The organism is Streptomyces sp. NPDC025638, assembly GCF_055558775.1.
Window position 1 is genome coordinate 543,779 of sequence record NZ_JBVHLX010000001.1, and the last position, 22,680, is coordinate 566,458.

The 22,680-nt window shown below is 70.6% G+C and carries 18 protein-coding genes; 13 read left to right on the forward strand and 5 right to left on the reverse strand.

The window, feature by feature from the left end; genetic code table 11:
• The first annotated feature begins 3 nt into the window (after window positions 1-3).
• The 3 genes from ACZ4EG_RS02430 (at window position 4) to holA (ending at window position 2,206) form a co-directional block, all read left to right on the forward strand.
• The gene (locus ACZ4EG_RS02430; RefSeq protein WP_453551768.1) at window positions 4-843 is read left to right on the forward strand and encodes an arylamine N-acetyltransferase family protein; all 840 of its coding nucleotides are present in this window, start codon (window positions 4-6) and stop codon (window positions 841-843) included.
• Window positions 844-877: 34 nt separating this feature from the next.
• A complete protein-coding gene (locus ACZ4EG_RS02435) occupies window positions 878-1,123 on the forward strand; it encodes a hypothetical protein (RefSeq protein WP_363295106.1) in 246 nt (81 codons plus the stop codon).
• A gap of 96 nt (window positions 1,124-1,219) precedes the next feature.
• Window positions 1,220-2,206 (forward strand): DNA polymerase III subunit delta, encoded by a 987-nt coding sequence (holA, locus tag ACZ4EG_RS02440; RefSeq protein ID WP_263208616.1) that lies wholly within the window; start codon window positions 1,220-1,222, stop codon window positions 2,204-2,206.
• Between the two features lie 534 nt (window positions 2,207-2,740).
• Here holA and rpsT read toward each other — a convergent pair.
• Window positions 2,741-3,007: a 30S ribosomal protein S20 gene (rpsT, locus tag ACZ4EG_RS02445; protein ID WP_015660447.1), complete on the reverse strand. Its 267-nt coding sequence runs from the start codon at window positions 3,005-3,007 to the stop codon at window positions 2,741-2,743.
• A gap of 221 nt (window positions 3,008-3,228) precedes the next feature.
• Between rpsT and lepA the strand changes: the two genes are divergently transcribed.
• Complete coding sequence (gene lepA / locus ACZ4EG_RS02450) at window positions 3,229-5,103, forward strand: translation elongation factor 4 (protein WP_390706534.1); 1,875 nt, start codon at window positions 3,229-3,231, stop codon at window positions 5,101-5,103.
• A 271-nt stretch (window positions 5,104-5,374) separates the two neighbouring features.
• On the forward strand, window positions 5,375-7,249 hold the full coding sequence (locus ACZ4EG_RS02455) for an AMP-dependent synthetase/ligase (protein ID WP_467789244.1): 1,875 nt from the start codon (window positions 5,375-5,377) through the stop codon (window positions 7,247-7,249).
• Between the two features lie 93 nt (window positions 7,250-7,342).
• On the opposite strand, the gene ACZ4EG_RS02460 is transcribed toward ACZ4EG_RS02455, so the two are convergent.
• Window positions 7,343-7,933, reverse strand: a complete 591-nt coding sequence (locus ACZ4EG_RS02460) for a response regulator (protein WP_453551780.1) — start codon at window positions 7,931-7,933, stop codon at window positions 7,343-7,345.
• A gap of 12 nt (window positions 7,934-7,945) precedes the next feature.
• Complete coding sequence (locus ACZ4EG_RS02465) at window positions 7,946-12,004, reverse strand: HAMP domain-containing protein (RefSeq protein WP_467789245.1); 4,059 nt, start codon at window positions 12,002-12,004, stop codon at window positions 7,946-7,948.
• A 192-nt stretch (window positions 12,005-12,196) separates the two neighbouring features.
• On the opposite strand from ACZ4EG_RS02465, the gene ACZ4EG_RS02470 reads away from it, so the two are divergent.
• The 3 genes from ACZ4EG_RS02470 to ACZ4EG_RS02480 all read left to right on the forward strand — a co-directional run bounded on the left by ACZ4EG_RS02470 (window position 12,197) and on the right by ACZ4EG_RS02480 (window position 16,182).
• Window positions 12,197-14,188 (forward strand): SpoIIE family protein phosphatase, encoded by a 1,992-nt coding sequence (locus ACZ4EG_RS02470; RefSeq protein WP_453551785.1) that lies wholly within the window; start codon window positions 12,197-12,199, stop codon window positions 14,186-14,188.
• Between the two features lie 66 nt (window positions 14,189-14,254).
• Window positions 14,255-15,487: a radical SAM family heme chaperone HemW gene (hemW, locus tag ACZ4EG_RS02475; protein ID WP_453551788.1), complete on the forward strand. Its 1,233-nt coding sequence runs from the start codon at window positions 14,255-14,257 to the stop codon at window positions 15,485-15,487.
• A gap of 104 nt (window positions 15,488-15,591) precedes the next feature.
• On the forward strand, window positions 15,592-16,182 hold the full coding sequence (locus tag ACZ4EG_RS02480; RefSeq protein WP_467789246.1) for a Uma2 family endonuclease: 591 nt from the start codon (window positions 15,592-15,594) through the stop codon (window positions 16,180-16,182).
• Here the strand turns inward: ACZ4EG_RS02480 and ACZ4EG_RS02485 are convergent.
• Together ACZ4EG_RS02485 and ACZ4EG_RS02490 are read right to left on the reverse strand one after the other, a co-directional pair.
• Window positions 16,160-16,969 carry a DUF3097 domain-containing protein gene (locus ACZ4EG_RS02485; protein WP_467789247.1) on the reverse strand — a complete coding sequence of 270 codons (810 nt, stop codon included), beginning with the start codon at window positions 16,967-16,969 and terminating at the stop codon, window positions 16,160-16,162. The genes ACZ4EG_RS02480 and ACZ4EG_RS02485 overlap by 23 nt on opposite strands.
• A gap of 34 nt (window positions 16,970-17,003) precedes the next feature.
• Window positions 17,004-17,726, reverse strand: coding sequence for an MBL fold metallo-hydrolase (locus tag ACZ4EG_RS02490; RefSeq protein ID WP_467789248.1), 723 nt, complete (start codon window positions 17,724-17,726; stop codon window positions 17,004-17,006).
• A 165-nt stretch (window positions 17,727-17,891) separates the two neighbouring features.
• Here ACZ4EG_RS02490 and hrcA point away from each other — a divergent pair, with 165 nt between their 5' ends.
• From hrcA to ACZ4EG_RS02515, 5 genes are all read left to right on the forward strand, one after another.
• The gene (gene hrcA, locus ACZ4EG_RS02495) at window positions 17,892-18,908 is read left to right on the forward strand and encodes a heat-inducible transcriptional repressor HrcA (protein ID WP_467789249.1); all 1,017 of its coding nucleotides are present in this window, start codon (window positions 17,892-17,894) and stop codon (window positions 18,906-18,908) included.
• A complete protein-coding gene (gene dnaJ, locus ACZ4EG_RS02500; protein ID WP_453551801.1) occupies window positions 18,909-20,045 on the forward strand; it encodes a molecular chaperone DnaJ in 1,137 nt (378 codons plus the stop codon).
• Window positions 20,046-20,247: 202 nt separating this feature from the next.
• The gene (locus ACZ4EG_RS02505; protein ID WP_453551803.1) at window positions 20,248-21,324 is read left to right on the forward strand and encodes a nitronate monooxygenase; all 1,077 of its coding nucleotides are present in this window, start codon (window positions 20,248-20,250) and stop codon (window positions 21,322-21,324) included.
• A complete protein-coding gene (locus ACZ4EG_RS02510) occupies window positions 21,321-22,070 on the forward strand; it encodes a 16S rRNA (uracil(1498)-N(3))-methyltransferase (RefSeq protein ID WP_467789250.1) in 750 nt (249 codons plus the stop codon). The genes ACZ4EG_RS02505 and ACZ4EG_RS02510 overlap by 4 nt, the downstream gene beginning before the upstream one ends.
• A gap of 17 nt (window positions 22,071-22,087) precedes the next feature.
• The gene (locus ACZ4EG_RS02515; protein WP_467789251.1) at window positions 22,088-22,480 is read left to right on the forward strand and encodes a VOC family protein; all 393 of its coding nucleotides are present in this window, start codon (window positions 22,088-22,090) and stop codon (window positions 22,478-22,480) included.
• Window positions 22,481-22,680 lie beyond the last annotated feature (200 nt).

The window sequence follows — 22,680 nt, forward strand, 5'->3', positions numbered from 1 at the left end:
TGCATGAATACAGCACAGGTCGATGCCTATCTCCGCCGTCTGGGGGCCGAGCGCCCGGAGCGGCCCACCGTCGGGGTTCTGCGGGATCTGCATGTGCGTCATCTGCGGGCCGTGCCCTTCGAGAACCTGTCGATCCACCTCGGCGAGGAGATCGTTCTGGAGGAGAAGCGGCTGCTGGACAAGCTGCTGGGGGCGCGAAGGGGCGGGTTCTGTTACGAACTGAACGGCTCCTTCGGGGCGTTGCTCGCCGCGCTGGGCTTCGACGTCGTCCTGCTCGCGGGGCGGGTGTACGGGGACGAGGGGCGGCTGGGGATTCCGTACGACCATCTCGCGCTGCGGGTGCGGGCGGCGGACGGGAGCGAGTGGCTGGCCGATGTGGGGTTCGGGGCGCACAGCCATGGTCCGCTTGCCTTCGCGGAGCGCGGGGAGCAGCGCGATCCCGGCGGGACCTTTCGGATCGCCGCGGCCGGGCCGGACGCCGCGGGGGTGGACGGCGCGGGCGAGGTGGCCGGTGCCGGGGACCTGGACGTGACGCGTGACGGGAAGCTCCAGTACCGCCTGGAGACCAGGCCCCGGGTGCTCGGCGACTTCGCGGCCGGGGCGTGGTGGCACAGCACCTCGCCGGTGTCGCACTTCACGCGGTCGCTGGTCTGTTCGCGGGTGACGGAGGACGGAGGGAGGATCACGATCAGCGGGCGGGCGCTGACGGTGACGGGGGCCGACGGGACGAAGGAGGTGCGTGAACTGGGCACGGACGAGGAGGTTCTCGGGGTGTACCGGGAGCGGTTCGGGATCGAACTCGACTCGGTGCCGACCGTGCGGAAGCGGAGTCGGGACGACTGATTCAGGCGCGGTTCGGGTGCCGGAGAATGACTCCGTGAGCGATGTGAGACACGTACTGGTGCTGCCCGACCGCGACGCGGCCGAGGAAGCGGTGGAGGCGCTGGCGGAGCGCTTCGGAGTCGATGAGGAACCGCACCTCGTCCGCGACGCGCTGGCCGGTGAGGACGACGCCGAGGACGCGCAGTGGCTCGTGGTCCTGCGGGACGAGGACGAGCGGCTGGATCCCGAGGAGCTGAACGCGTTCGCGGGGGAGTGGGACGGCTGGCGCGAGGAGCCGTAGGCCGAGGAGCCGTAGGCCGAGGAGCCGTAGGCCTGGGAGGCGCCCGCGGGTCGGCGGCGGGGTCCGTTGTCAGTGGCGCGTGGGATGCTTGTCCCGATGGCCAGGAAGACTGCGAATGACGACCCTCTCGCCCCGGTGACGCTCGCCGTGGGCCAGGAGGACCTCCTGCTCGACCGTGCCGTGCAGGAGGTGGTGGCCGCCGCCAGGGCCGCCGACGCCGACACGGATGTACGTGACCTGACCCCGGACCAGTTGCAGCCCGGCACGCTCGCCGAGCTGACCAGCCCGTCGCTCTTCGCGGAGCGCAAGGTCGTGGTCGTACGCAATGCGCAGGACCTGTCGGCCGACACGGTCAAGGACGTGAAGGCGTATCTCGGGGCGCCCGCCGAGGAGATCACCCTCGTGCTGCTGCACGCGGGCGGGGCCAAGGGCAAGGGGCTGCTCGACGCGGCGCGCAAGGCGGGCGCGCGGGAGGTGGCCTGCCCGAAGATGACCAAGCCGGCGGACCGTCTCGCCTTCGTGCGGAGCGAGTTCCGCGGGCTCGGCCGGTCGGCCACGCCCGAGGCGTGCCAGGCGCTCGTCGACGCGATCGGGAGCGATCTGCGGGAGTTGGCGTCCGCGGTGACTCAGCTCGTCGCCGACGTCGAGGGGACGATCGACGAGGCCGTCGTCGGGCGCTACTACACCGGGCGTGCCGAGGCTTCCAGCTTCACGGTCGCCGACCGGGCGGTCGAGGGGCGTACGGCGGAGGCGCTGGAGGCGCTGCGGTGGTCGCTGGCCACCGGGGTCGCGCCGGTGCTGATCACCAGCGCGCTGGCCCAGGGCGTGCGGGCGATCGGGAAGCTGTCCTCCGCGCGGGGCGGCCGGCCCGCCGATCTCGCGCGGGAGCTGGGGATGCCGCCGTGGAAGATCGACCGGGTGCGGCAGCAGATGCGGGGGTGGACACCGGACGGTGTCGCGCTCGCGCTGCGAGCGGTGGCCGAGGCCGACGCGGGCGTGAAGGGCGGCGGGGACGACCCCGAGTACGCGCTGGAGAAGGCGGTCGTGACCATCGCCAGGGCGGCCCGCTCCCGGGGACGCTGACGGCGGGCGCACGCACTGCCTCGGCATGCGCCACCTCGGCACGTGGTGACTCTCCGGCCCATTCGCCGTGACCGTTCACGGAGGCGCAGCCCGGGAGACGCCCCGGAGATGCCTCCGGCGGGGCGCGCCGCCCCTCTGCCCCACTCCCGAGCCACCCGTCAACGTCACGCGAGCGGTCCCGTCCGGCCCCGCGAATGCTGAAGGTCCGGCCGCGCGCTCGCGGGTGCGCTGACAGCGCGGGCACGCCGCTTGCCTGCTCCACTCGCCGTACCCGCTCACGAAGACGCCCGGGAGACGCCCCGGAGGCGTCCGGGGAGAGGCCCCGGAGTTGCCCCCGCCCGGCGGAGGCACCCGGACATGCCGAAGGCCCCGCCGTCCGCCCCGGGGAAGGGCGAGGCGGCAGGGCCTCGGATCAAGCTGGTGAGCTCATACCCGCGTGGCGAACGCAGGCCGCGTATGAGCTCGGGCTGCCGGTCGGGAGCGGATGAGAGAGGGCCCGCTCTGGGTCCGTCCGGCGGTCAAGTCGGAGTTGACTCAGCCCTTGAGGGAAGCGACCTTGGAAGCCAGCGCCGACTTCTTGTTGGCGGCCTGGTTCTTGTGGATGACGCCCTTCGAGACGGCCTTGTCGAGCTGACGCGCGGCAGCGCGCTGGTACTCGGTGGCCTTCTCGACGTCACCCGCGGCAGCGGCCTCGCGGGCCTTGCGGATCGCGGTCTTCAGGGAGGACTTGACGGCCTTGTTGCGCAGCCGAGCCTTCTCGTTGGTCTTGATCCGCTTGATCTGGGACTTGATGTTCGCCACGAATGAGCCTTTTCAGGTTCTGGTACGGGGCCGCACGGGTCCCGCACCGATGATTTCTTGAAGATGCGCCTCGCGCCGAGAGGGCATGAGGCACAGCCACCCAGGCTACCAGCGGCCCCCCGAGCGGCCCAAACCGGTCGCCGGTCCGCGCCCGTGGGACCATGGAGACTACGTATCGATCCGACCCGAGGCATAAGGCGCCTCAAGAGACAGGACCCTGCGTGCCCGCGACCCCTAAGAATGTGCCCGAGCCGAGCCGTACCGACCCGGCGCTGATCCGCAATTTCTGCATCATCGCGCACATCGACCACGGCAAGTCCACGCTAGCCGACCGGATGCTCCAGCTGACCGGTGTGGTCGAGCAGCGGCAGATGCGTGCTCAGTACCTCGACCGGATGGACATCGAGCGCGAGCGCGGCATCACGATCAAGTCCCAGGCCGTGCGTCTGCCCTGGGCCCCGACCGAGGGCCCCGACCAGGGCACGACCCACATCCTCAACATGATCGACACCCCGGGGCACGTCGACTTCACGTATGAGGTCTCGCGGTCGCTCGCGGCCTGTGAGGGGACCGTCCTCCTCGTTGACGCCGCCCAGGGGATCGAGGCCCAGACCCTCGCCAACCTCTACCTGGCGATGGAGAACGACCTCACGATCATCCCCGTACTGAACAAGATCGATCTGCCGGCCGCACAGCCCGAGAAGTTCGCCGAGGAGCTGGCCAACCTGGTCGGCTGCGACCCCGACGACGTGCTGCGGGTCTCCGCCAAGACCGGTCTCGGCGTCGACGCGCTGCTCGACAGGGTGGTCCGGGACATCCCGGCGCCGGTCGGCGTCAAGGACGCGCCCGCCCGAGCGATGATCTTCGACTCCGTGTACGACTCGTACCGGGGCGTTGTCACGTACGTCCGTGTCATCGACGGTCAGCTCAACAAGCGCGAGCGGATCAAGATGATGTCCACGGGCGCCACGCACGAGCTGCTGGAGATCGGCACCAACTCGCCCGAGATGCTGTCGGCCGACGGCCTCGGCGTCGGCGAGGTGGGCTACCTGATCACGGGTGTGAAGGACGTCCGCCAGTCCAAGGTCGGTGACACCGTCACCAGTCAGGTCAAGGGCGCCACCGAGGCCCTGGGCGGGTACAAGGACCCCAAGCCCATGGTCTTCTCCGGCCTGTATCCGCTGGACGGCTCGGACTACCCCGAGCTGCGCGAGGCCCTGGACAAGCTGCAGCTCAACGATGCCGCGCTGGTGTACGAGCCGGAGACCTCGGCGGCTCTCGGCTTCGGCTTCCGCGTCGGTTTCCTCGGTCTGCTGCACCTCGACGTGATCCGCGAGCGACTGGAGCGCGAGTTCGGGCTCGACCTGATCGCCACCGCGCCCAACGTGGTCTACCGCGTGGTGATGGAGGACGGCAGCGAGCACATCGTCACCAACCCGAGCGAATTCCCCGAAGGCAAGATCGGCGAGGTGTACGAGCCGGTCGTGCGGGCCACGATCCTGGCGCCGACCGAGTTCATCGGCTCGATCATGGAGCTGTGCCAGACCAGGCGCGGCACCCTCCTCGGCATGGACTACCTCTCCGAGGACCGGGTCGAGATCCGCTACACCCTCCCGCTCGCCGAGATCGTCTTCGACTTCTTCGACCAGCTGAAGTCGAAGACGCGCGGTTACGCGTCGCTGGACTACGAGCCCACCGGCGAGCAGACCTCCAGCCTGGTCAAGGTCGACATCCTGCTGCACGGCGACAAGGTGGACGCCTTCTCGGCGATCACCCACAAGGACGCCGCGTACGCGTACGGGGTGCGGCTCGTCGCCAAGCTGCGCGAGCTCATTCCGCGGCAGGCCTTCGAGGTGCCCATCCAGGCCGCCATCGGCTCCCGGGTCATCGCCCGCGAGACCATCCGCGCCATCCGCAAGGACGTCCTCGCCAAGTGCTACGGCGGTGACATCTCCCGTAAGCGGAAGCTGCTGGAGAAGCAGAAGGAAGGCAAGAAGCGGATGAAGATGGTGGGTTCCGTGGAGGTTCCGCAGGAGGCCTTCATCGCCGTGCTCTCCAGCGATGACAGCGCGGGGTCGGCCAAGGGCAAGAAGTAATCGCGGTTACCCGCAGTAAGCGCCGGTCGCCCCGGCAAATGGGGCGCAAGGGGGGCCCGTCGCACCAAAGTGCGGCGGGCCCCTTCGCATGCGCGCGGTCACTCTCTGGAGGAAGTGACAGGCCGCCGCCCCTTACGAACCGGCGGGTCGGGCCTTACTCTGATCTCTGCTCGATAGTTACTCGCGAGTTAAACAACGGCGCGAAACCACACCCGTGAGTTAACCCAGCCGCACTGAGCCAGCCGCACTGTCGCGGGCCCCGGAGGATGTCGTGAGCGACACACAGACCCTGATCGAGAACCGTCCGCCGTCCGTGGCGACGCTGTTCCTGGACCGCGTGGCGGCCACACCGGACGCAGAGGCCTACCGCTACCCGGTACCGGCCTCGTCCGGCCAGGGCCCGGACGACTGGAAGTCGCTGAGCTGGGGACAGGCCGCCGAGCGGGTCTACGCGATCGCGGCCGGTCTCATCGAGCTGGGCGTGCAGTCCGAGCAGCGCGTCGCGCTCGCCTCCTCGACCCGCGTCGAGTGGATCCTCGCCGACCTCGGCATCCTGTGCGCCGGTGCGGCCACCACGACCGTCTACCCGCAGACCAACGCCGACGAGTCCGCGTTCATCCTCTCCGACTCCGAGAGCCGAGTGCTGATCGCGGAGGACGCGGCCCAGCTCGCCAAGGCCGTGGAGAAGCGCCGTGAGCTGCCCGAGCTGACCCATGTGGTCGTCATCGACCCGGCCGGCGTCGAGACCGGCGACTGGGTGCTCACCCTCGCCGAGCTGGAGCAGCGCGGTGCCGCCTATCTGGAGAAGCACCCCGAGCTGATCAAGGAGCGGGTGGCGGCGATCACGAAGGACCAGCTCGCCACCCTCATCTACACCTCCGGCACCACGGGCCGCCCCAAGGGCGTCCGCCTCCCGCAGGACAACTGGTCGTACATGGCGAAGGCGATCGCCGCGACCGGGCTGGTCGGCAGCGAGGACGTGCAGTACCTGTGGCTGCCGCTGGCGCACGTCTTCGGCAAGGTGCTCACCTCCGGCCAGATCGAGGTCGGGCACGTCACCGCGGTCGACGGCCGGGTCGACAAGATCATCGAGAATCTGCCGGTGGTCCAGCCGACGTACATGGCGGCCGTGCCGCGCATCTTCGAGAAGGTCTACAACGGCGTCGCGGCCAAGGCCCGTGCGGGCGGCGCCGCCAAGTACAAGATCTTCCAGTGGGCGGCCGGGGTCGCCCGCGAGTACGCCAAGGTCAGCCAGGACAACTTCCGGCGCACCGGCGCGCACTCCGTGCCCTTCGGCCTCGGCGCCAAGCACAAGGTCGCGGACGCCCTGGTCTACTCCAAGCTGCGCGAGGCCTTCGGCGGCCAGCTGCGGGCCTGTGTCTCCGGCTCCGCCGCGCTCGCCCCCGAGATCGGCTACTTCTTCGCCGGCGCCGGTGTGCACATCCTGGAGGGCTACGGCCTCACCGAGTCCTCCGCGGCCTCCTTCGTCAACCCCGGCGAGGCCTACCGCACCGGCACGGTCGGCAAGCCGCTGCCCGGCTGCGAGGTGCGCATCGCGGACGACGGCGAGATCCTGCTGCGCGGCCCCGGCATCATGCAGGGCTACCACGGGCTGCCGGAGAAGACCGCCGAGGTCCTGGAGTCGGACGGCTGGTTCCACACCGGCGACATCGGTGAGCTGTCCCCCGACGGCTATCTGCGCATCACCGACCGCAAGAAGGACCTGATCAAGACGTCCGGCGGCAAGTACATCGCGCCCGCCGAGGTCGAGGGCCAGTTCAAGGCCGTGTGCCCGTACGTCTCCAACATCCTGGTGCACGGCGCCGACCGGAACTTCTGCACCGCGCTCATCGCCCTCGACGAGATCGCCATCCTCGACTGGGCCAAGGAGAACGGCCTGGCGGGCAAGTCGTACGCCGAGGTCGTCGCCGCCCCCGCCACCGTCGAGCTGGTCGAGAGCTACGTCAAGCAGCTCAACGAGGGCCTCCAGCGCTGGCAGACCATCAAGAAGTTCCGCCTCCTCCCGCGCGACCTGGACGTGGAACACGGCGAAATCACCCCGAGCCTCAAGCTCAAGCGCCCGGTGGTGGAGCGCGAGTACAAGCACCTGATCGACGAGATGTACGCCGGAACGCGCGAGGGCTGACCGGTTCCTCGGCGGGGGCGGAGTCCTGACGGGCCCCGCCCCCCGCTCTCCGGCGGCCCCGCCCCCGCTGTCTAGCGGTCCCGCCCCCGCTGTCTAGCGGTCCCGCCCCTGCCCCCGTTGCCGGATCGACTCCACCAGCTCCTGCACCCGCTGCACCTGCGTCCGGGCCTCGCGAAGGTTCACCGGGTCTGCTGCCAGGAGTTTTTCCAGGGTGTTCAGATGGGTGGTCACCTGGGCGCAGTGGGACTGTTCCTGGGCGAGCAGGTGTTCCAGCTGGCGGTTCTTGCGGTGGAGGTCCAGGAAGACGGAGACCTTGGCGCGCAGTACCCAGGGGTCGAACGGCTTCGTCAGGTAGTCGGCGGCGCCCGTGGCGTAGCCGCGGAAGGCGTAGCCCGCGTCGTCGTCCGCGCCGGTCAGGAAGATGATCGGGATGTCCTTGGTCTGGTCGAGCCGCTTGATGTTCGCGGCCGTCTCGAAGCCGTCCATGCCCGGCATCCGGATGTCCATGAGGACCAGGGCGAACTGGCGGCGCAGCAGTGCCTTCATCGCCTCCTCGCCCGACCGTGCCCGCACGAGCGGCTGGTTGAGGGAGGCCAGGACGGCCTCCAGCGCGATCAGGTTGTCCTCCATGTCGTCCACGAGGAGGATCCCGGCCCGCTCGCCGGTCGTTGCCTCAGCGCTCATGGTGACGTCGCCTCACTCGGTCCGTTCCTCTGCGGCCGGCTCGTCGTCGTGTTCACCGGCGCGCCCCTCCGGCTCCTCGCCCTGTGTGCTCTCGGGGTCCAGGAGCGCGCACACGACGGTCAGCAGCCGGTCGACGTCCACCGGCTTGGGCACGTAGTCGTTGGCGCCCCGCGCGATCGACTTCTCCCGGTCTCCGGGCATCGCCTTGGCCGTCAGCGCGACGATCGGCAGCCCGGCCCAGCGCGGGGTGCGGCGGATGGAGGAGATGGTCTCGTAGCCGTCCATCTCCGGCATCATGATGTCCATCAGGACCAACTCGACGTCCGGGTTGCGCTCCAGGGTCTCGATGCCCTCCCGGCCGTTCTCCGCGTAGAGCACCGGCATGCCGACGCGGCCCAGGACATGGGTGAGCGCGAACACGTTGCGGATGTCGTCGTCCACGATCAGCACGCGCCGGCCGGGCAGCACCTGTCCCGCCCGGCCCGTCTTCCATGCCTCCAGCTTGGTGGGCGCGGGCCAGGAGTCCTCCGTGTCGTGGGCCGCGGGGAAGGGTTCGGCGGCCGGCTGCGCGGGGAGCGGCAGGGTCGTTCGGTCCTCGGGCACCGGCCCCGTCGCGGTGTGGCCGGGGCTGACGACCGGGACGTAGAGCGTGAAGGTGGAGCCCTTGCCCGGCTCGCTCTCGGCGACGATACGGCCGCCCAGCAGGCCCGCGATCTCCCGGCTGATGGACAGGCCCAGGCCGGTGCCGCCGTACTTGCGGTTGGTCGTGCCGTCGGCCTGCTGGAACGCCTCGAAGATCACCGGGAGTTTCTCGGCGGCGATCCCGATGCCCGTGTCGGAGACCGCGAAGGCGACCACCTCGTCGCTGTCGCGGACGTAGTGGTGCTCGGGGTCCTTCAGCCGGCTCACCCGCAGCTCCACCCGGCCCGTCGCGGTGAACTTGGTCGCGTTGGACAGCAGATTGCGCAGGATCTGCTGGAGGCGCTGCTCGTCGGAGTACATCACCCGCGGCACGTCCTCGCCGACCGCCACCTCGAAGGCGAGCCCCCGGTCCAGGGTGAGCGGACGGAAGGCCGCGTGGACGTAGTCCAGCAGCTTGATGAGCGGCAGCCGTTTCGGGCGTACGTCCATCCGGCCGGCCTCGATCTTCGACAGGTCCAGGATGTCGTTGATCAGCTGGAGCAGGTCCGAGCCCGAGCGGTGGATCGTCGTCGCGAACTGCACCTCCTGCTCGGAGAGATGGCCGTCCGGGTTGTCGGAGAGCAGCCGCGCCAGGATCAGCAGCGAGTTGAGCGGCGTACGCAGCTCGTGCGACATGTTCGCCAGGAACTCCGACTTGTACTGGGACGACGTGGCCAGCAGGGCCGCCTTCTCCTCCAGTTCCGCGTTGGAGTGCTGCAACTCCGCCTGCTGTTTCTGGAGTTCGTCCGAGCGTTCCTGGAGCTGCATCGCCAGCCGCTGGGACTCGCCGAGCAGGGACTCGGTGCGGGAGTTGGCGATGATCGTGTTGATGGCGACGCCGATGGTGTTCACGAACTGGTCGAAGAACGCCAGGTGCACATCGGAGAAGCGGGAGAAGGAGGCCAGCTCGATCACGCCGAGGAGCTTGTCCTCGAACAGGATCGGGATGATGACGATCGTCGTGGGCGCCGCCTCCCCGAGCCCGCTGTTGATCTTGATGTAGTCGGGCGGGGCCTCCTCCACCAGGATCCGCTTCTTCTCCCGGGCCGCCTGGCGGACCAGACCGTGCACCGGGAGGCCGCCCGTCTCGACCGTGGCGCCCTGCGCCGAGCCGTAGCCGGCGATGAAGGCCAGCCCCTTCGCCGGGACGGCCGTGGGGAGCGAGGAGCCGTCCTCGTCGGGGTCGGCCAGGAAGAACGCGCCGTACTGGGCGTTCACCAGCGGAGTCAGCTCGCGCAGGATCAGATCGGCGACCTCCATCAGGTCGCGGTGGCCCTGCATCAGGGCCGCGAGTCGGGCCAGGTTGGACTCCAGCCAGTCCTTCGCGCGGGTCGTCTCGCGCAGGTTGGCCACCATCAGATTGATGTTGTCCTTCAGCTCGGCGACCTCGCCGCGCGCCTCCACGGTGATCGAGCGGGACATGTCGCCCTGCGCCACGGCGGAGGCGACCTCGGCGATCGCACGGACCTGGGTGGTCAGGTTCAGGGCGAGTTCGTTCACGTTCGTCGTCAGGCGCTTCCAGGTGCCGTACACGCCCTCGACCCGGGCCTGCCCGCCCAGCTGCCCCTCGCTGCCCACCTCGCGGGCCACGCGCGTCACCTCGGAGGAGAAGGAGGACAGCGTGTCCACCATCGTGTTGATGGTGGTCTTCAGCTCCAGGATCTCGCCGCGCGCGTCCACGTCGATCTTCTTCGACAGGTCGCCCGACGCCACCGCCGTCGCCACCTGGGCGATGTTCCGCACCTGCGAAGTCAGGTTGTCCGCCATGTAGTTGACGTTGTCCGTCAGATCCCGCCAGACGCCGGAGACCCCCAGCACCTGGGCCCGCCCGCCGAGCCGGCCGTCGGTGCCGACCTCGCGGGCCACCCTCGTCACCTCGTCGGCGAAGGCGCGCAGCTGCTCCACCATCGTGTTGACGGTGTCCTTCAGCTCCAGGATCTCACCGCGCGCGTCGACCGTGATCTTCTTCGACAGGTTGCCGTTGGCGACGGCTGTCGTCACCTGGGCGATGTTGCGGACCTGCGAAGTCAGGTTCAACGCCATGAAGTTGACGTTGTCGGTGAGGTCCTTCCAGACCCCGCTGACGCCCCGCACCTGGGCCTGACCGCCGAGGTTGCCCTCGGTGCCGACCTCGCGGGCCACGCGGGTGACCTCGTCGGCGAAGGCGGAGAGCTGGTCCACCATCGTGTTGATCGTGGACTTCAGCTCCAGGATCTCGCCCTTCGCCTCCACCGTGATCTTCTTGCCGAGGTCGCCCTGGGCCACGGCCGTCGAGACGAGGGCGATGTTGCGGACCTGTGAAGTGAGGTTGTCCGCCATGAAGTTGACGTTGTCGGTGAGGTCCTTCCAGACTCCGGAGACGCCCCGCACCTGAGCCCGCCCGCCGAGGTTGCCCTCGGTGCCGACCTCGCGGGCCACGCGGGTGACCTCGTCGGCGAAGGCGGACAACTGGTCCACCATCGTGTTGATGGTCGACTTCAGCTCCAGGATCTCACCCTGCGCGTCGACCGTGATCTTCTGGCTCAGATCGCCGTTGGCCACGGCCGTCGTCACCTGGGCGATGTTGCGGACCTGCGAAGTCAGGTTCGACGCCATGAAGTTGACGTTGTCGGTGAGGTCCTTCCAGACCCCGGACACGCCCCGCACCTGAGCCCGCCCGCCCAGCTGCCCCTCGGTGCCGACCTCGCGGGCCACGCGGGTGACCTCGTCGGCGAAGGCGGACAGCTGGTCCACCATCGTGTTGACGGTGAGCTTCAGCTCCAGCAGCTCACCGGTCGCCTCCACCGTCACCGTACGCGTCAGATCGCCGCGGGCCACCGCCGTGGTCACCACGGCGATGTCGCGGACCTGGGCGGTCAGCCGGGACGCCATCGTGTTGACCGCCTCGGTCACCGCCCGCCAACTGCCCGACAGACGCTGCACCTTGGCCCGCCCGCCGAGCCGGCCCTCCGTGCCGACCTCGCGGGCCACCCGGGTCACCTCGCCGGTGAACAGGGAGAGCTGGTCGACCATCTTGTTCACGGCGGTGCCGAGCCGCCGCAGGTCACCGCGCAACTGCCGGGTTCCGTCGTGCAGGTCGACGCGCTGGGTCAGATCGCCCCCGGCCACCGCGTCCAGGACCCGCGTGGCATTGGCCACCGGGGCCACCAGGGCGTCCAGTATCTGGTTCACGTCATTGACCCGGGACGTCCACGAGCCCTGGCCCGGGCTGGCCGAGAGCCGCTCGTCGAGCCGGCCGTGCCGCGCCAGCTCCCGCTTCACCCTCCGCAGTTCGGAGTTGAAGTGCAGGCTCCGGTCGACGATCTGGTTGAAGACCGCGGCGAGTTCGGCGTCGATGCCGTGCCCGGTCTCCGGCACCCTGGCGAAGTCGCCGTCCCGCAGCGCGGTCATCGCGGCGAGCAGAGGACGCAGTGCGGATGCTCCGAGTTGTTCCGTTTTCTGTCCTTCTTCGAGCACACGCGTAGCACTGTTCTCACTCATGGCGGCCCACTTCGGTAACTCGGCGCTTATGGGCGCAGTCAGTCTGTCACTCTGTCCGCATCGACCGAGGCGTATTCGTCCGAACTGCTCCGGGAGCCGTAGATGGGGGCCATACCGACGCAACGGGAGACCATTGCCCGTGGCCGTGGTGCGCCTGTGCATCCGAGCGCGGGGGAGCATACGGACCAAGAGGAGCGTACGGACGCGGCGGAGCGTACGGATGCCGGGGAGCGTACGGAGGTGCGCACCATCCTGCCCGGAAGTCCCCTCGCCCCGGGCACCGCCCGCGGACTGATGCGCTCGGCCCTCACCGAGTGGACCGAGCTGGGGCTCGTGCGCTCCGAGCGGCTCGCCGACGACGCCATGGTCGCGGTCAGCGAACTCGTCACCAACGCCGTCGTGCACGCGGGCACCGACGTCGAACTGACCTGCCGGCTGGACGACTCCGGGGCGCTCGTCATCGAGGTCTGCGACCACCACCCCTCGCGCGCGCCCCGCGAGCACGGAGGCGAATCGCCGTACGAGACACCGGAGTACGGCCGCGGCCTGCGCCTCGTTGCCACGCTCGCCGAGTCCTGGGGCGTCAGCTATCGCACCGGCGCCAAGACGGTGTGGGCACGGCTGCCCGCCGAGGGGAGCGCGGCCGCCGACGAGATCGAGGCGTACGCCGAGGAGTGCGCCCTGGAACGCGGGCTGAAGGTCGCCGAGATCCTGGCGCCCGAGCCGCAGCGGGCCGAGCGGGACCGGGACTGGCTCGGCCGTGGCGCCCTCTCCTTCCTCGCCGAGGCCTCCGACCTGCTCGCCGGACAGCTCGACGAGACCCTGGTCGCCGCGCTCACCGGACAGCTGATCGTGCCGCGGCTCGCCGACTGGTGCGCGGTGTGGCTGGAGGACGAGTCGACCGGGCGATGGGGATCACCCAGCTGGAGCGGAGCCGGAAGCGGGGGAGGCTGGGCGGACGGCACCGGCGCGGCGGGACCTCGGCTCGCCCGGGTCTGGCACAGCAGCGAGAACCGCATCGAGGAACTGCGCCGGGCACTGGAGAAGGACCCGCCCCGCCCCCGTGACGGGCTGCGGTCCGGGCCCGAGCCGTACCCCTGGCCCGGCGACGCGCTCGGCCCGCAGGGCATCGACGGCACGGCGCTCGCCTACCGGCTGATCGCGGGCGGCCGCCCGCTGGGCACGCTGGTCATCGGCCGGTGCGGGCTGCCGCACTTCCCGGACGAGATCACCGGGCTCGTCGAGGACCTCGGCCGCCGGGTGGCCCTCGCCATCGGCGCCGCCCGCCAGTACGCCCGCCAGGCCACCATCAGCGCCGTCCTGCAGCGCGGGCTGCTGCCGGGCGCGGTCGCCGAGATCCCCGGGCTGCGCAGCGCGCTGGTCTACGAGCCGTGCGACAAGGGCGGCCCGAGCGGCGACTTCTACGACCTGTTCCCGGCGGGCGACGGCCGCTGGTGCTTCGCCGTCGGCGATGTACAGGGCAAGGGCCCCGAGGCCGCGGTCGTGATCGGGCTGGCCCGCCCCTGGCTGCGGCTCCTCGCCCGCGAGGGCTACCGCGTCGCCGACGTCCTCGACCGCCTCAACCAGCTCCTCCTCGACGACGCCACGGAGGCCGCCGACGCGGCGGCCCGCGCGCTGGCGGCCGCCGGGGGCCGTCCCATGGCCCCCGGGGACGGCCCGCAGACCCGCTTTCTCTCCCTCCTCTACGGCGAACTCGTCCCCTTCGCCGGCGGTGTCCGCTGCACCCTCGCTTCCGCCGGACACCCGCTGCCGCTGCATCTCGGGCCGGACGGGGAGGTGCGTACGGCCGCGCAGCCGCAGACCCTCCTCGGGGTCGTCGAGGACGCCACGTACACCAGCGAGACCATCGAGCTGCGCTCCGGCGACAGCCTGCTGTGCGTCACCGACGGGGTGACCGAGCGACGCTCCGGCGCGCGCCAGTTCGACGACGGCGACGGGCTCGCGCAGGCGCTGTCCGGCTGCGTGGGGCTGAGCGCCGAGCTGATCGCGGAGCGGATCAGACGTCTGGTGCACGAGTTCGGCGGCGGGGCGCCGGAGGACGATCTGGCGCTGCTGGTGCTCCAGGCGGAGTGACCGTCGTCGTCGGGGTCAGCCGTCGTACGGGACACGGGACAGTCGTGGTACGGGACAATGGAGGACATGCCTTCCGCACTCCCCGACGGTGAGCCCGTCCCGGCCGACGGTGCGCTGCCCGCGTCCGCGCTCGCCGGGGCCGCCGACCGGCCCCTCGGCTTCTACCTGCACGTTCCGTACTGCGCGACCCGCTGCGGCTACTGCGACTTCAACACCTACACCGCGACCGAGCTGCGCGGCACGGGCGGCGTCCTCGCCTCCCGCGACAACTACGCGGACACGCTGATCGACGAGATCCGCCTGGCCCGCAAGGTGCTGGGCGACGACCCACGCGCGGTCCGCACGGTGTTCGTCGGGGGCGGTACGCCTACGCTGCTGGCAGCGGACGATCTCGTACGGATGCTGGGGGCGATCCGCGACGAGTTCGGTCTGGCGGCCGACGCGGAGGTCACGACGGAGGCGAACCCGGAGTCGGTCGACCCGGCCTATCTGGCCGCGCTCCGCGCGGGCGGCTTCAACCGCGTCTCCTTCGGCATGCAGAGCGCGAAGCAGCATGTGCTGCGCGTGCTCGACCGGACGCACACCCCCGGGCGCCCCGAGGCCTGCGTGGCGGAGGCGAAGGCCGTGGGCTTCGAGCATGTGAACCTGGACCTGATCTACGGCACACCCGGCGAGTCGGACGACGACTGGCGGGCGTCGCTGGAGGCGGCGATCGGCGCCGGGCCGGACCACGTCAGCGCCTACGCCCTGATCGTCGAGGAGGGTACGCAGCTGGCCCGTCGCATCCGCCGGGGCGAGGTCCCGATGACGGACGACGACGTCCACGCGGACCGCTATCTGATCGCCGAGGAGGCCCTGTCGGCGGCGGGTTTCGACTGGTACGAGGTGTCCAACTGGGCCACCTCGGAATCGGGCCGCTGCCTGCACAACGAGCTGTACTGGCGGGGGGCCGACTGGTGGGGCGCGGGCCCGGGCGCCCACAGCCACGTCGGAGGCGTCCGCTGGTGGAACGTGAAGCACCCGGGCGCGTACGCGGCGGCCCTGGCGTCGGGCCGGACACCGGGCGCGGGCCGCGAGCTGCTGTCGGACGAGGACCGCCGGGTGGAGCGGATCCTGCTGGAACTGCGGCTGCGGGAGGGCGTGCCGCTGGAGCTGCTCCGGGAGGCGGGCCTCGCGGCTTCACGCCGGGCGCTGGCGGACGGGCTGCTGCAGGAGGGGCCGTACGAGGAGGGGCGTGCGGTGCTGACGTTGCGGGGGCGGCTGCTGGCGGATGCGGTGGTCAGGGACCTGGTGGACTGATCACTCGGGCGAGTGAATCGGTGCGGATCACCGGTTCGATGCCTAACCTGGTTCGTACGCTGCCGCCGTAGTTGAACGGTGGCGGAAACCGGAGGGCTGCGGAGATGACCGCTGTGGAAGACCGACCGATGACCACCGACATCGTGAAGTTCTTCGAGAACTTTGAGTTCCCCGAGGAATTCAAGGTCGAGCTCCTCCGGGGGGAAATCGTGATGATGGCGGGGCCCGATGTTGCGCACAACGACATCGTGGAGGCGCTGGTCGACCAGATCCCCCGTCGGAAGTGGCGACGCCTTCAGACTCAGGACATCGCAATTCTGGAGGAGACGAGTCAGCCGCAGCCGGACCTGGTGGTACTGGAGCGGGGCACCGGGCCGGGCCATGGAAGGCTGATGCCGTCCGAAGTCATCACGATGCTCGTGGAGGTGGTTTCAAAGACGAGTGTCGGGCGCGACTACGGGGTCAAGCGGTCGATCTACGCGGCGGCAAAGGTACCGGCCTACTTGATCATCGATCCCGTCATGGCTCAGTGCGTGCTGCTCACCGAGCCAACGGGCAATGGGGAGTACGCAGACTACCGGTGTCAACGGATCACCAAGTTCGGCGACCTCACGCCGTTGGAGTCAATTGGCGTCGAACTGGACACCAGCGAGTTCGCCGCTTACGAGAAGGTCAGGCCCCACCGCTACCCGTGACGAAGTCGATCAGTTCCTCCACCCTCCCCAGCAACTCCGCCTCCAGGTCCTTGTAGGACCGCACCCGCGACAGAATCCCCTGCCAAGCCGCCCCCGTGTTCTCCGGCCAGCCCAGCGCCCGGCACACGCCCGTCTTCCAGTCCTGGCCGTGCGGGATGCGCGGCCAGGCCGCGATGCCCAGGGACGCCGGCTTCACCGCCTCCCAGATGTCGATGTACGGGTGGCCGACCACCAGCGCGTGCTCGCTCGTCACCGACTCGGCGATCCGCCACTCCTTCGTACCCGGCACCAAGTGGTCCACGAGAACCCCGAGCCGCGCGTCCGGGCCCGGCCCGAACTCCGTGACGATCGACGGCAGGTCGTCGACGCCCTCCAGGTACTCCACGACCACGCCCTCGATGCGCAGGTCGTCGCCCCACACCTTCTCCACCAGCTCCGCGTCGTGCCGGCCCTCGACGTAGATGCGGCCGGCGCGGGCGACACGCGCGCGTGCGCCGGGGACGGCGACCGAGCCGGAAGCGGTACGGGTGGGACGTACCGGCGCCGTCGAAGGCCGCACCAGCGTCACCACCCTGCCCTCCAGCAGGAAGCCGCGCGGCTCCAGCGGGAACACCCGGTGCTTGCCGAAGCGGTCCTCCAGCGTCACCGTGCCCGCCTCGCAGCGGATCACCGCACCGCAGAAACCGGTGCCGGGCTCCTCCACCACCAGACCGGGGTCCGCCGGGACCTCCGGGACCGGCTTGGGCTTCTTCCAGGGCGGGGTCAGGTCCGGCGAGTACTGGCGCATTCGGATGACGATAGGAGAACCGCCGTACCCCCGCTCACGACACGCCGAAACGCGCCGCCAGCTCGTCGCGCTGCCGTCGTACGAAGCCCGCGTCGACCACCGCTCCGTGACCGGGGACGTACAACGCGTCCTCGCCGCCGAGGGCGAGCAGCCGGTCGAGGGCCGCGGGCCACCGCGACGGTACGGCGTCGGGGCCGGCCTGGGGCTCGCCGGACTCCTCGACGAGGTCGCCGCAGAACACCACTTCGGGTTCGCCCGGAACCAGGACCGCCAGGTCATGGGCGGTGTGGCCCGGGCCGACGTTCGCCAGCAGCACCTGGCGGCCCCCGCCCAGGTCCAGCGTCCACTCGCCGGAGACCGGATGACGGGGCAGGACGAGGGCATCGGCCGCTTCCTCCGCCTCCCGGGCGGGCAGCCCGTTGCGGATCGCGTCCCGGCGGAGGTCCTCCCGCTCGTACGCGAACACCGCGTCCGTGCCGACCGCGGCGAACACCTCCGCGCCCGCGAACGCCGCCGCGCCGAAGACATGGTCGAAGTGGGGGTGGGTGAGCGCGAGATGGGTCACACGGTGACCGGCGAGCCGCTGCGCCCGCGCGCGCAACCACGCGCCCTCCGCGAGGCTCGACCCGGCGTCCACCACCAGCGCCGTACCCTCACCGAGAACCAGCCCCGCCGTGCAGTCCCAGCCAGGCAGCCGGCACCTGCCCACCCCGGCGGCCACCCGCTCCCACCCCAGCTCTTCCCAAGTCACCGTCATACGGCGACGCTATCCGTGACGGCCACCACGGGCACGAAGGCGCATGACCGGCCTTGCCCGGGGCGTACCCCACCGCCGTACACTGGGCCGGGGAACTCTGGCACTCGGACGAGCAGAGTGCCAGGCAGGGCGTCAAGATCACGACATTTCTGGAGGTGCGCGCGAATGCTGAGCGAACGCAGGCTCCAAGTGCTGCGCGCCATCGTCCAGGACTATGTCGGCACGGAGGAGCCGGTCGGCTCCAAGGCGCTGACCGAGCGGCACAACCTCGGTGTGTCCCCGGCCACCGTCCGCAATGACATGGCGGCCCTGGAGGACGAGGGCTTCATCGCCCAGCCGCACACGAGCGCGGGGCGGATCCCGACGGACAAGGGCTATCGGCTGTTCGTCGACAAACTCGCCGGTGTCAAGCCGATGAGCGCCCCCGAACGGCGGGCGATCCAGAACTTCCTCGACGGCGCCGTCGACCTGGACGACGTCGTGGCACGCACGGTCCGGCTGCTCGCCCAGCTCACCCGGCAGGTCGCCGTCGTGCAGTACCCCTCCCTGACCCGCTCGACCGTGCGGCACGTGGAGCTGCTGTCGCTCGCGCCCGCGCGGGTGATGCTCGTGCTGATCACGGACACCGGCCGGGTCGAGCAGCGGATGGTCGACTGCCCGGCACCCTTCGGGGAATCGTCCCTGGCGGATCTGCGGGCGCGGCTGAACAGCCGGGTCGCGGGCCGTCGTTTCACGGACGTGCCCCAGCTGGTCGAAGACCTGCCGGACGCCTTCGAGGTCGAGGACCGAGGCACGGTCTCGACGGTGCTCTCCACCCTGCTGGAGACGCTCGTCGAGGAGAACGAGGAGCGGCTGATGATCGGCGGCACCGCCAATCTGACCCGCTTCGGACATGACTTTCCCCTCACGATCCGGCCCGTCCTGGAGGCACTGGAGGAGCAGGTCGTGCTCCTCAAGCTCCTCGGCGAGGCCAAGGATCCGGGTGTGATCGTGCGCATCGGCCACGAGATCCCCCATGAGGGACTCAACTCCACGTCCGTCGTGTCGGTCGGTTACGGTTCGGGCGGCGAGGCAGTCGCCAAGCTCGGCGTGGTCGGACCGACCCGCATGGATTACCCGGGAACGATGGGAGCGGTACGCGCAGTGGCACGTTACGTCGGACAGATCCTGGCGGAGTCGTAAGTGGCCACGGACTACTACGCCGTTCTCGGCGTGCGTCGCGACGCGTCGCAGGAAGAGATCAAGAAGGCCTTCCGCCGGCTCGCGCGCGAGCTGCACCCGGACGTGAACCCGGATCCGAAGACCCAGGAGCGGTTCAAGGAGATCAACGCCGCTTACGAGGTGCTGTCGGACCCGCAGAAGAAGCAGGTCTACGACCTCGGCGGCGACCCGCTCTCGCAGGCCGGCGGGGCCGGTGCGGGCGGCTTCGGGGCCGGTGGCTTCGGCAACTTCTCCGACATCATGGACGCGTTCTTCGGTACGGCGTCGCAGCGCGGGCCGCGCTCGCGTACCCGCCGGGGCCAGGACGCGATGATCCGTATCGAGGTCGAGCTGGACGAGGCGGCCTTCGGTACGACGAAGGACATCCAGGTCGACACGGCCGTCGTCTGCAACACCTGCAACGGCGAGGGTGCCGCGCCGGGCACCACCGCCCAGACGTGTGACATGTGCCGCGGCCGCGGTGAGGTGTCGCAGGTGACCCGGTCCTTCCTGGGCCAGGTCATGACGTCCCGCCCGTGCCCCCAGTGCCAGGGCTTCGGCACCGTGGTGCCCACCCCGTGCCCGGAGTGCGCCGGCGACGGCCGCGTACGGTCCCGCCGCACCCTCACGGTCAAGATCCCGGCCGGTGTGGACAACGGCACGCGTATCCAGCTCGCCGGTGAGGGCGAGGTCGGCCCCGGCGGCGGTCCCGCCGGTGACCTGTACGTCGAGATCCACGAGCTGCCGCACGCCATGTTCCAGCGGCGCGGCGACGACCTGCACTGCACGGTCACGATCCCGATGACGGCGGCGGCGCTCGGCACCAAGGTCCCGCTGGAGACCCTGGACGGCCTCGAAGAGGTCGACATCCGCCCGGGCACCCAGTCCGGCCAGTCGATCCCGCTGCACGGCCGGGGCGTCACGCATCTGCGCGGCGGCGGCCGGGGCGACCTCGTGGTCCACGTCGAGGTCCAGACCCCGAACAAGCTGGACCCCGAGCAGGAGCGCCTGCTGCGCGAGCTGGCCAAGCTGCGCGGCGAGGAGCGGCCCCAGGGCCAGTTCCAGCCGGGTCAGCAGGGGCTGTTCTCGCGGCTGAAGGATGCGTTCAACGGTCGCTGACGGGTCGGCCGGGGGTTCCGGGGGTTGGCCCCCGGGATGGCACAGTCAGCCGGGTCAGCAGGGGCTGTTCTCGCGGCTGAAGGATGCGTTCAACGGTCGCTGACGGGTCGGCCGGCGGTCGCTGATCCGGCCGCATGCCAATGGCGTATGCCAAGGGAAGGCCGGATTCGGACTTGATCGGAGGACGTGACAACATGCCGTCATGTCCTCCGCACTGACCGATCTCTTCCCTCATCCGATCGTGCAGGCCCCCATGGCGGGCGGGGTCTCCGTCCCGCAGCTCGCGGCTGCCGTGTCCGATGCGGGCGGTCTCGGATTCCTCGCCGCCGGGTACAAGACCGCCGACGGCCTGTACCAGGAGATCAAGCAGCTGCGCGGACTCACCAACCGCCCCTTCGGCGTGAACCTCTTCATGCCGCAGCCGGAGTACGCCGACCCGTCGGCCGTGGAGGTCTACGCCCATCAGCTGGCCGGCGAGGCCGCCTGGTACGAGACCGAGCTCGGCGACCCGGACAGCGGCCGCGACGACGGCTACGACGTCAAGCTCGCCGTGCTCCTCGACAACCCGGTGCCGGTGGTCTCCTTCCACTTCGGCGTCCCCACCAGTGAGGTGCTGGAGTCCTTCCGCCGCGCGGGCACCCTCACCCTGGTCACCGCGACCACCGCCGAGGAGGCCCTCGCCGTGCAGCGGGCCGGCGCCGACGCGGTGATCGCGCAGGGCGTGGAGGCCGGCGGACACCAGGGCAGCCACCGCGACATCCCGGAGAACGACTGCGCGGGCATCGGACTGCTCTCCCTCGTCGCCCAGATCCGCGAGACCGTGGACCTCCCGATCGTCGCGGCCGGCGGCATCATGCGGGGCGGTCAGATCGCCGCCGCCCTCGCGGCGGGCGCGAGCGCCGCCCAGCTCGGCACCGCGTTCCTCGCGACCCCCGAGTCCGGCGCGAACGCCCTGCACAAGCGGGCGCTGACCAACCCGCTCTTCGCCCGTACGGAGCTGACCCGCGCGTTCTCCGGCCGGCCGGCCCGCGGCCTGGTCAACCGCTTCATGCGCGAGCACGGGCCGTACGCCCCCGCCGCCTACCCGGAGGTCCACCATCTGACCGCGCCGCTGCGCAAGGCGGCCGCCAAGGCCGGTGACGCGCAGGGCATGGCGCTGTGGGCGGGCCAGGGGCACAGGATGGCCCGGGACCTGCCGGCCGGGCAGCTGGTGGAGGTCCTGGCGGCCGAACTCGCCGCGGCCGAGACAGCGTTGTCGACCAGGGGTGAGGCGCGATGACGGCACCGGTCTTCGTCGTCGAGCACTTCCGCGCGGGCGGCGGCGGGCAGTACGTCCTCGACGGCCCCGAGGGACGGCACGCGGTCTCCGTGAAGCGGCTCCAGCCCGGCGAGGAGGTCGTCCTCACCGACGGCGCCGGACGCTACGCGGTGTGCGAGGTGATCGGCGCCGAGGGCAAGGACCGGCTGATCGTCCATATGAGCACCGTGGACGAGGAGCCGGCGGAGTCGCCCCGGATCACCGTCGTCCAGGCCCTGCCCAAGGGCGACCGCGGTGAGGTCGCCGTCGAGACCATGACCGAGGTCGGCGTCGACGCGATCGTGCCCTGGCAGGCCGCCCGCTGCATCACCCAGTGGAGGGGCGAGCGCGGGCTCAAGGCGCTCGGCAAGTGGCGGGCCACTGCCCGTGAGGCCGGCAAGCAGTCCCGCCGGGTCCGCTTCCCCGAGGTCGCGGACGCGGCGACGACCAAGCAGGTTGCCGCACTTCTCGCCAAAGCCGACTTCGCCGCCGTGCTCCACTCCGACTTCGAGCACCGCAGTGCACCGCTCGCCACCGCCGAACTCCCCGCCCAGGGCGAGATCGTGCTGGTCGTGGGGCCCGAAGGAGGCGTGTCCCGGGAGGAGTTGGCGCTCTTCGAGGAGGCGGGCGCCAAGGCGTACGTCCTGGGGCGTACCGTGCTGCGTACATCGACTGCCGGGACCGCCGCGGCGGCCCTCCTGCTGGGCCGTACCGGCCGCTGGTCCTGACACCAGGGGGAGACACCGTGGAACTCGCACAGGTCCGGCTGCTCGTCACCGACTTCGCCGCCTGCTACCGCTTCTACGCCGAAGTCCTCGGTCTGAAGCCGCAGTCCGGCGCGACCGGGGGCCCGTACGAGAAGTTCAGCCCGCACTCCGGCTCCGCCGGGATCGCGCTCCAGGACCGCTCGATGATGGCCTCGGTGCTGGGCGAACTGGGCGAGACGGCCACCGGCCACCGCTCCCTGGTGGTCCTGCGCGTCGACGACCTCGACACCTACTGCGCCGACATCACCTCCCGCGGAGCCGTCCTGATCCACGGCCCGACCCCCATGACCGACCGCATGCGCGTCGCCCACCTCAAGGACCCGGAGGGCAACCTGGTGGAACTCCAGGAGTGGCTGCTGCTGCGCGGCTGACCGCCACGGCGGGGTACAGCTCCCAGCCGTCCAGCTCCGCGGGGCCCGGCAGCGTCCCACGCCGCCGGGCCTCGTCGACGAAGGCGCGTACGACACCGGGTTCGTGCAGATTGAGTGCGTCGCCGCCGACTTCGGCCACGCACCCCGAGTGCCAATACGCCCCACCGGAGACGGCGCGCCCCTCGCCCGCCCGGAAGACG

What these genes read in the sequence shown, in the direction of transcription:
- ACZ4EG_RS02430 (WP_453551768.1), top strand. Translation starts at nt 4, where the DNA reads ATGAATACAGCACAGGTCGATGCCTATCTCCGCCGTCTGGGGGCCGAG.
- holA (WP_263208616.1), top strand. Translation starts at nt 1,220, where the DNA reads ATGGCCAGGAAGACTGCGAATGACGACCCTCTCGCCCCGGTGACGCTC.
- ACZ4EG_RS02460 (WP_453551780.1), bottom strand. Translation starts at nt 7,933, where the DNA reads ATGAGCGCTGAGGCAACGACCGGCGAGCGGGCCGGGATCCTCCTCGTG.
- ACZ4EG_RS02465 (WP_467789245.1), bottom strand. Translation starts at nt 12,004, where the DNA reads ATGACCGCGCTGCGGGACGGCGACTTCGCCAGGGTGCCGGAGACCGGG.
- ACZ4EG_RS02470 (WP_453551785.1), top strand. Translation starts at nt 12,197, where the DNA reads ATGGGGGCCATACCGACGCAACGGGAGACCATTGCCCGTGGCCGTGGT.
- hemW (WP_453551788.1), top strand. Translation starts at nt 14,255, where the DNA reads ATGCCTTCCGCACTCCCCGACGGTGAGCCCGTCCCGGCCGACGGTGCG.
- ACZ4EG_RS02480 (WP_467789246.1), top strand. Translation starts at nt 15,592, where the DNA reads ATGACCGCTGTGGAAGACCGACCGATGACCACCGACATCGTGAAGTTC.
- ACZ4EG_RS02485 (WP_467789247.1), bottom strand. Translation starts at nt 16,969, where the DNA reads ATGCGCCAGTACTCGCCGGACCTGACCCCGCCCTGGAAGAAGCCCAAG.
- ACZ4EG_RS02490 (WP_467789248.1), bottom strand. Translation starts at nt 17,726, where the DNA reads ATGACGGTGACTTGGGAAGAGCTGGGGTGGGAGCGGGTGGCCGCCGGG.
- hrcA (WP_467789249.1), top strand. Translation starts at nt 17,892, where the DNA reads ATGCTGAGCGAACGCAGGCTCCAAGTGCTGCGCGCCATCGTCCAGGAC.
- ACZ4EG_RS02505 (WP_453551803.1), top strand. Translation starts at nt 20,248, where the DNA reads ATGTCCTCCGCACTGACCGATCTCTTCCCTCATCCGATCGTGCAGGCC.
- ACZ4EG_RS02510 (WP_467789250.1), top strand. Translation starts at nt 21,321, where the DNA reads ATGACGGCACCGGTCTTCGTCGTCGAGCACTTCCGCGCGGGCGGCGGC.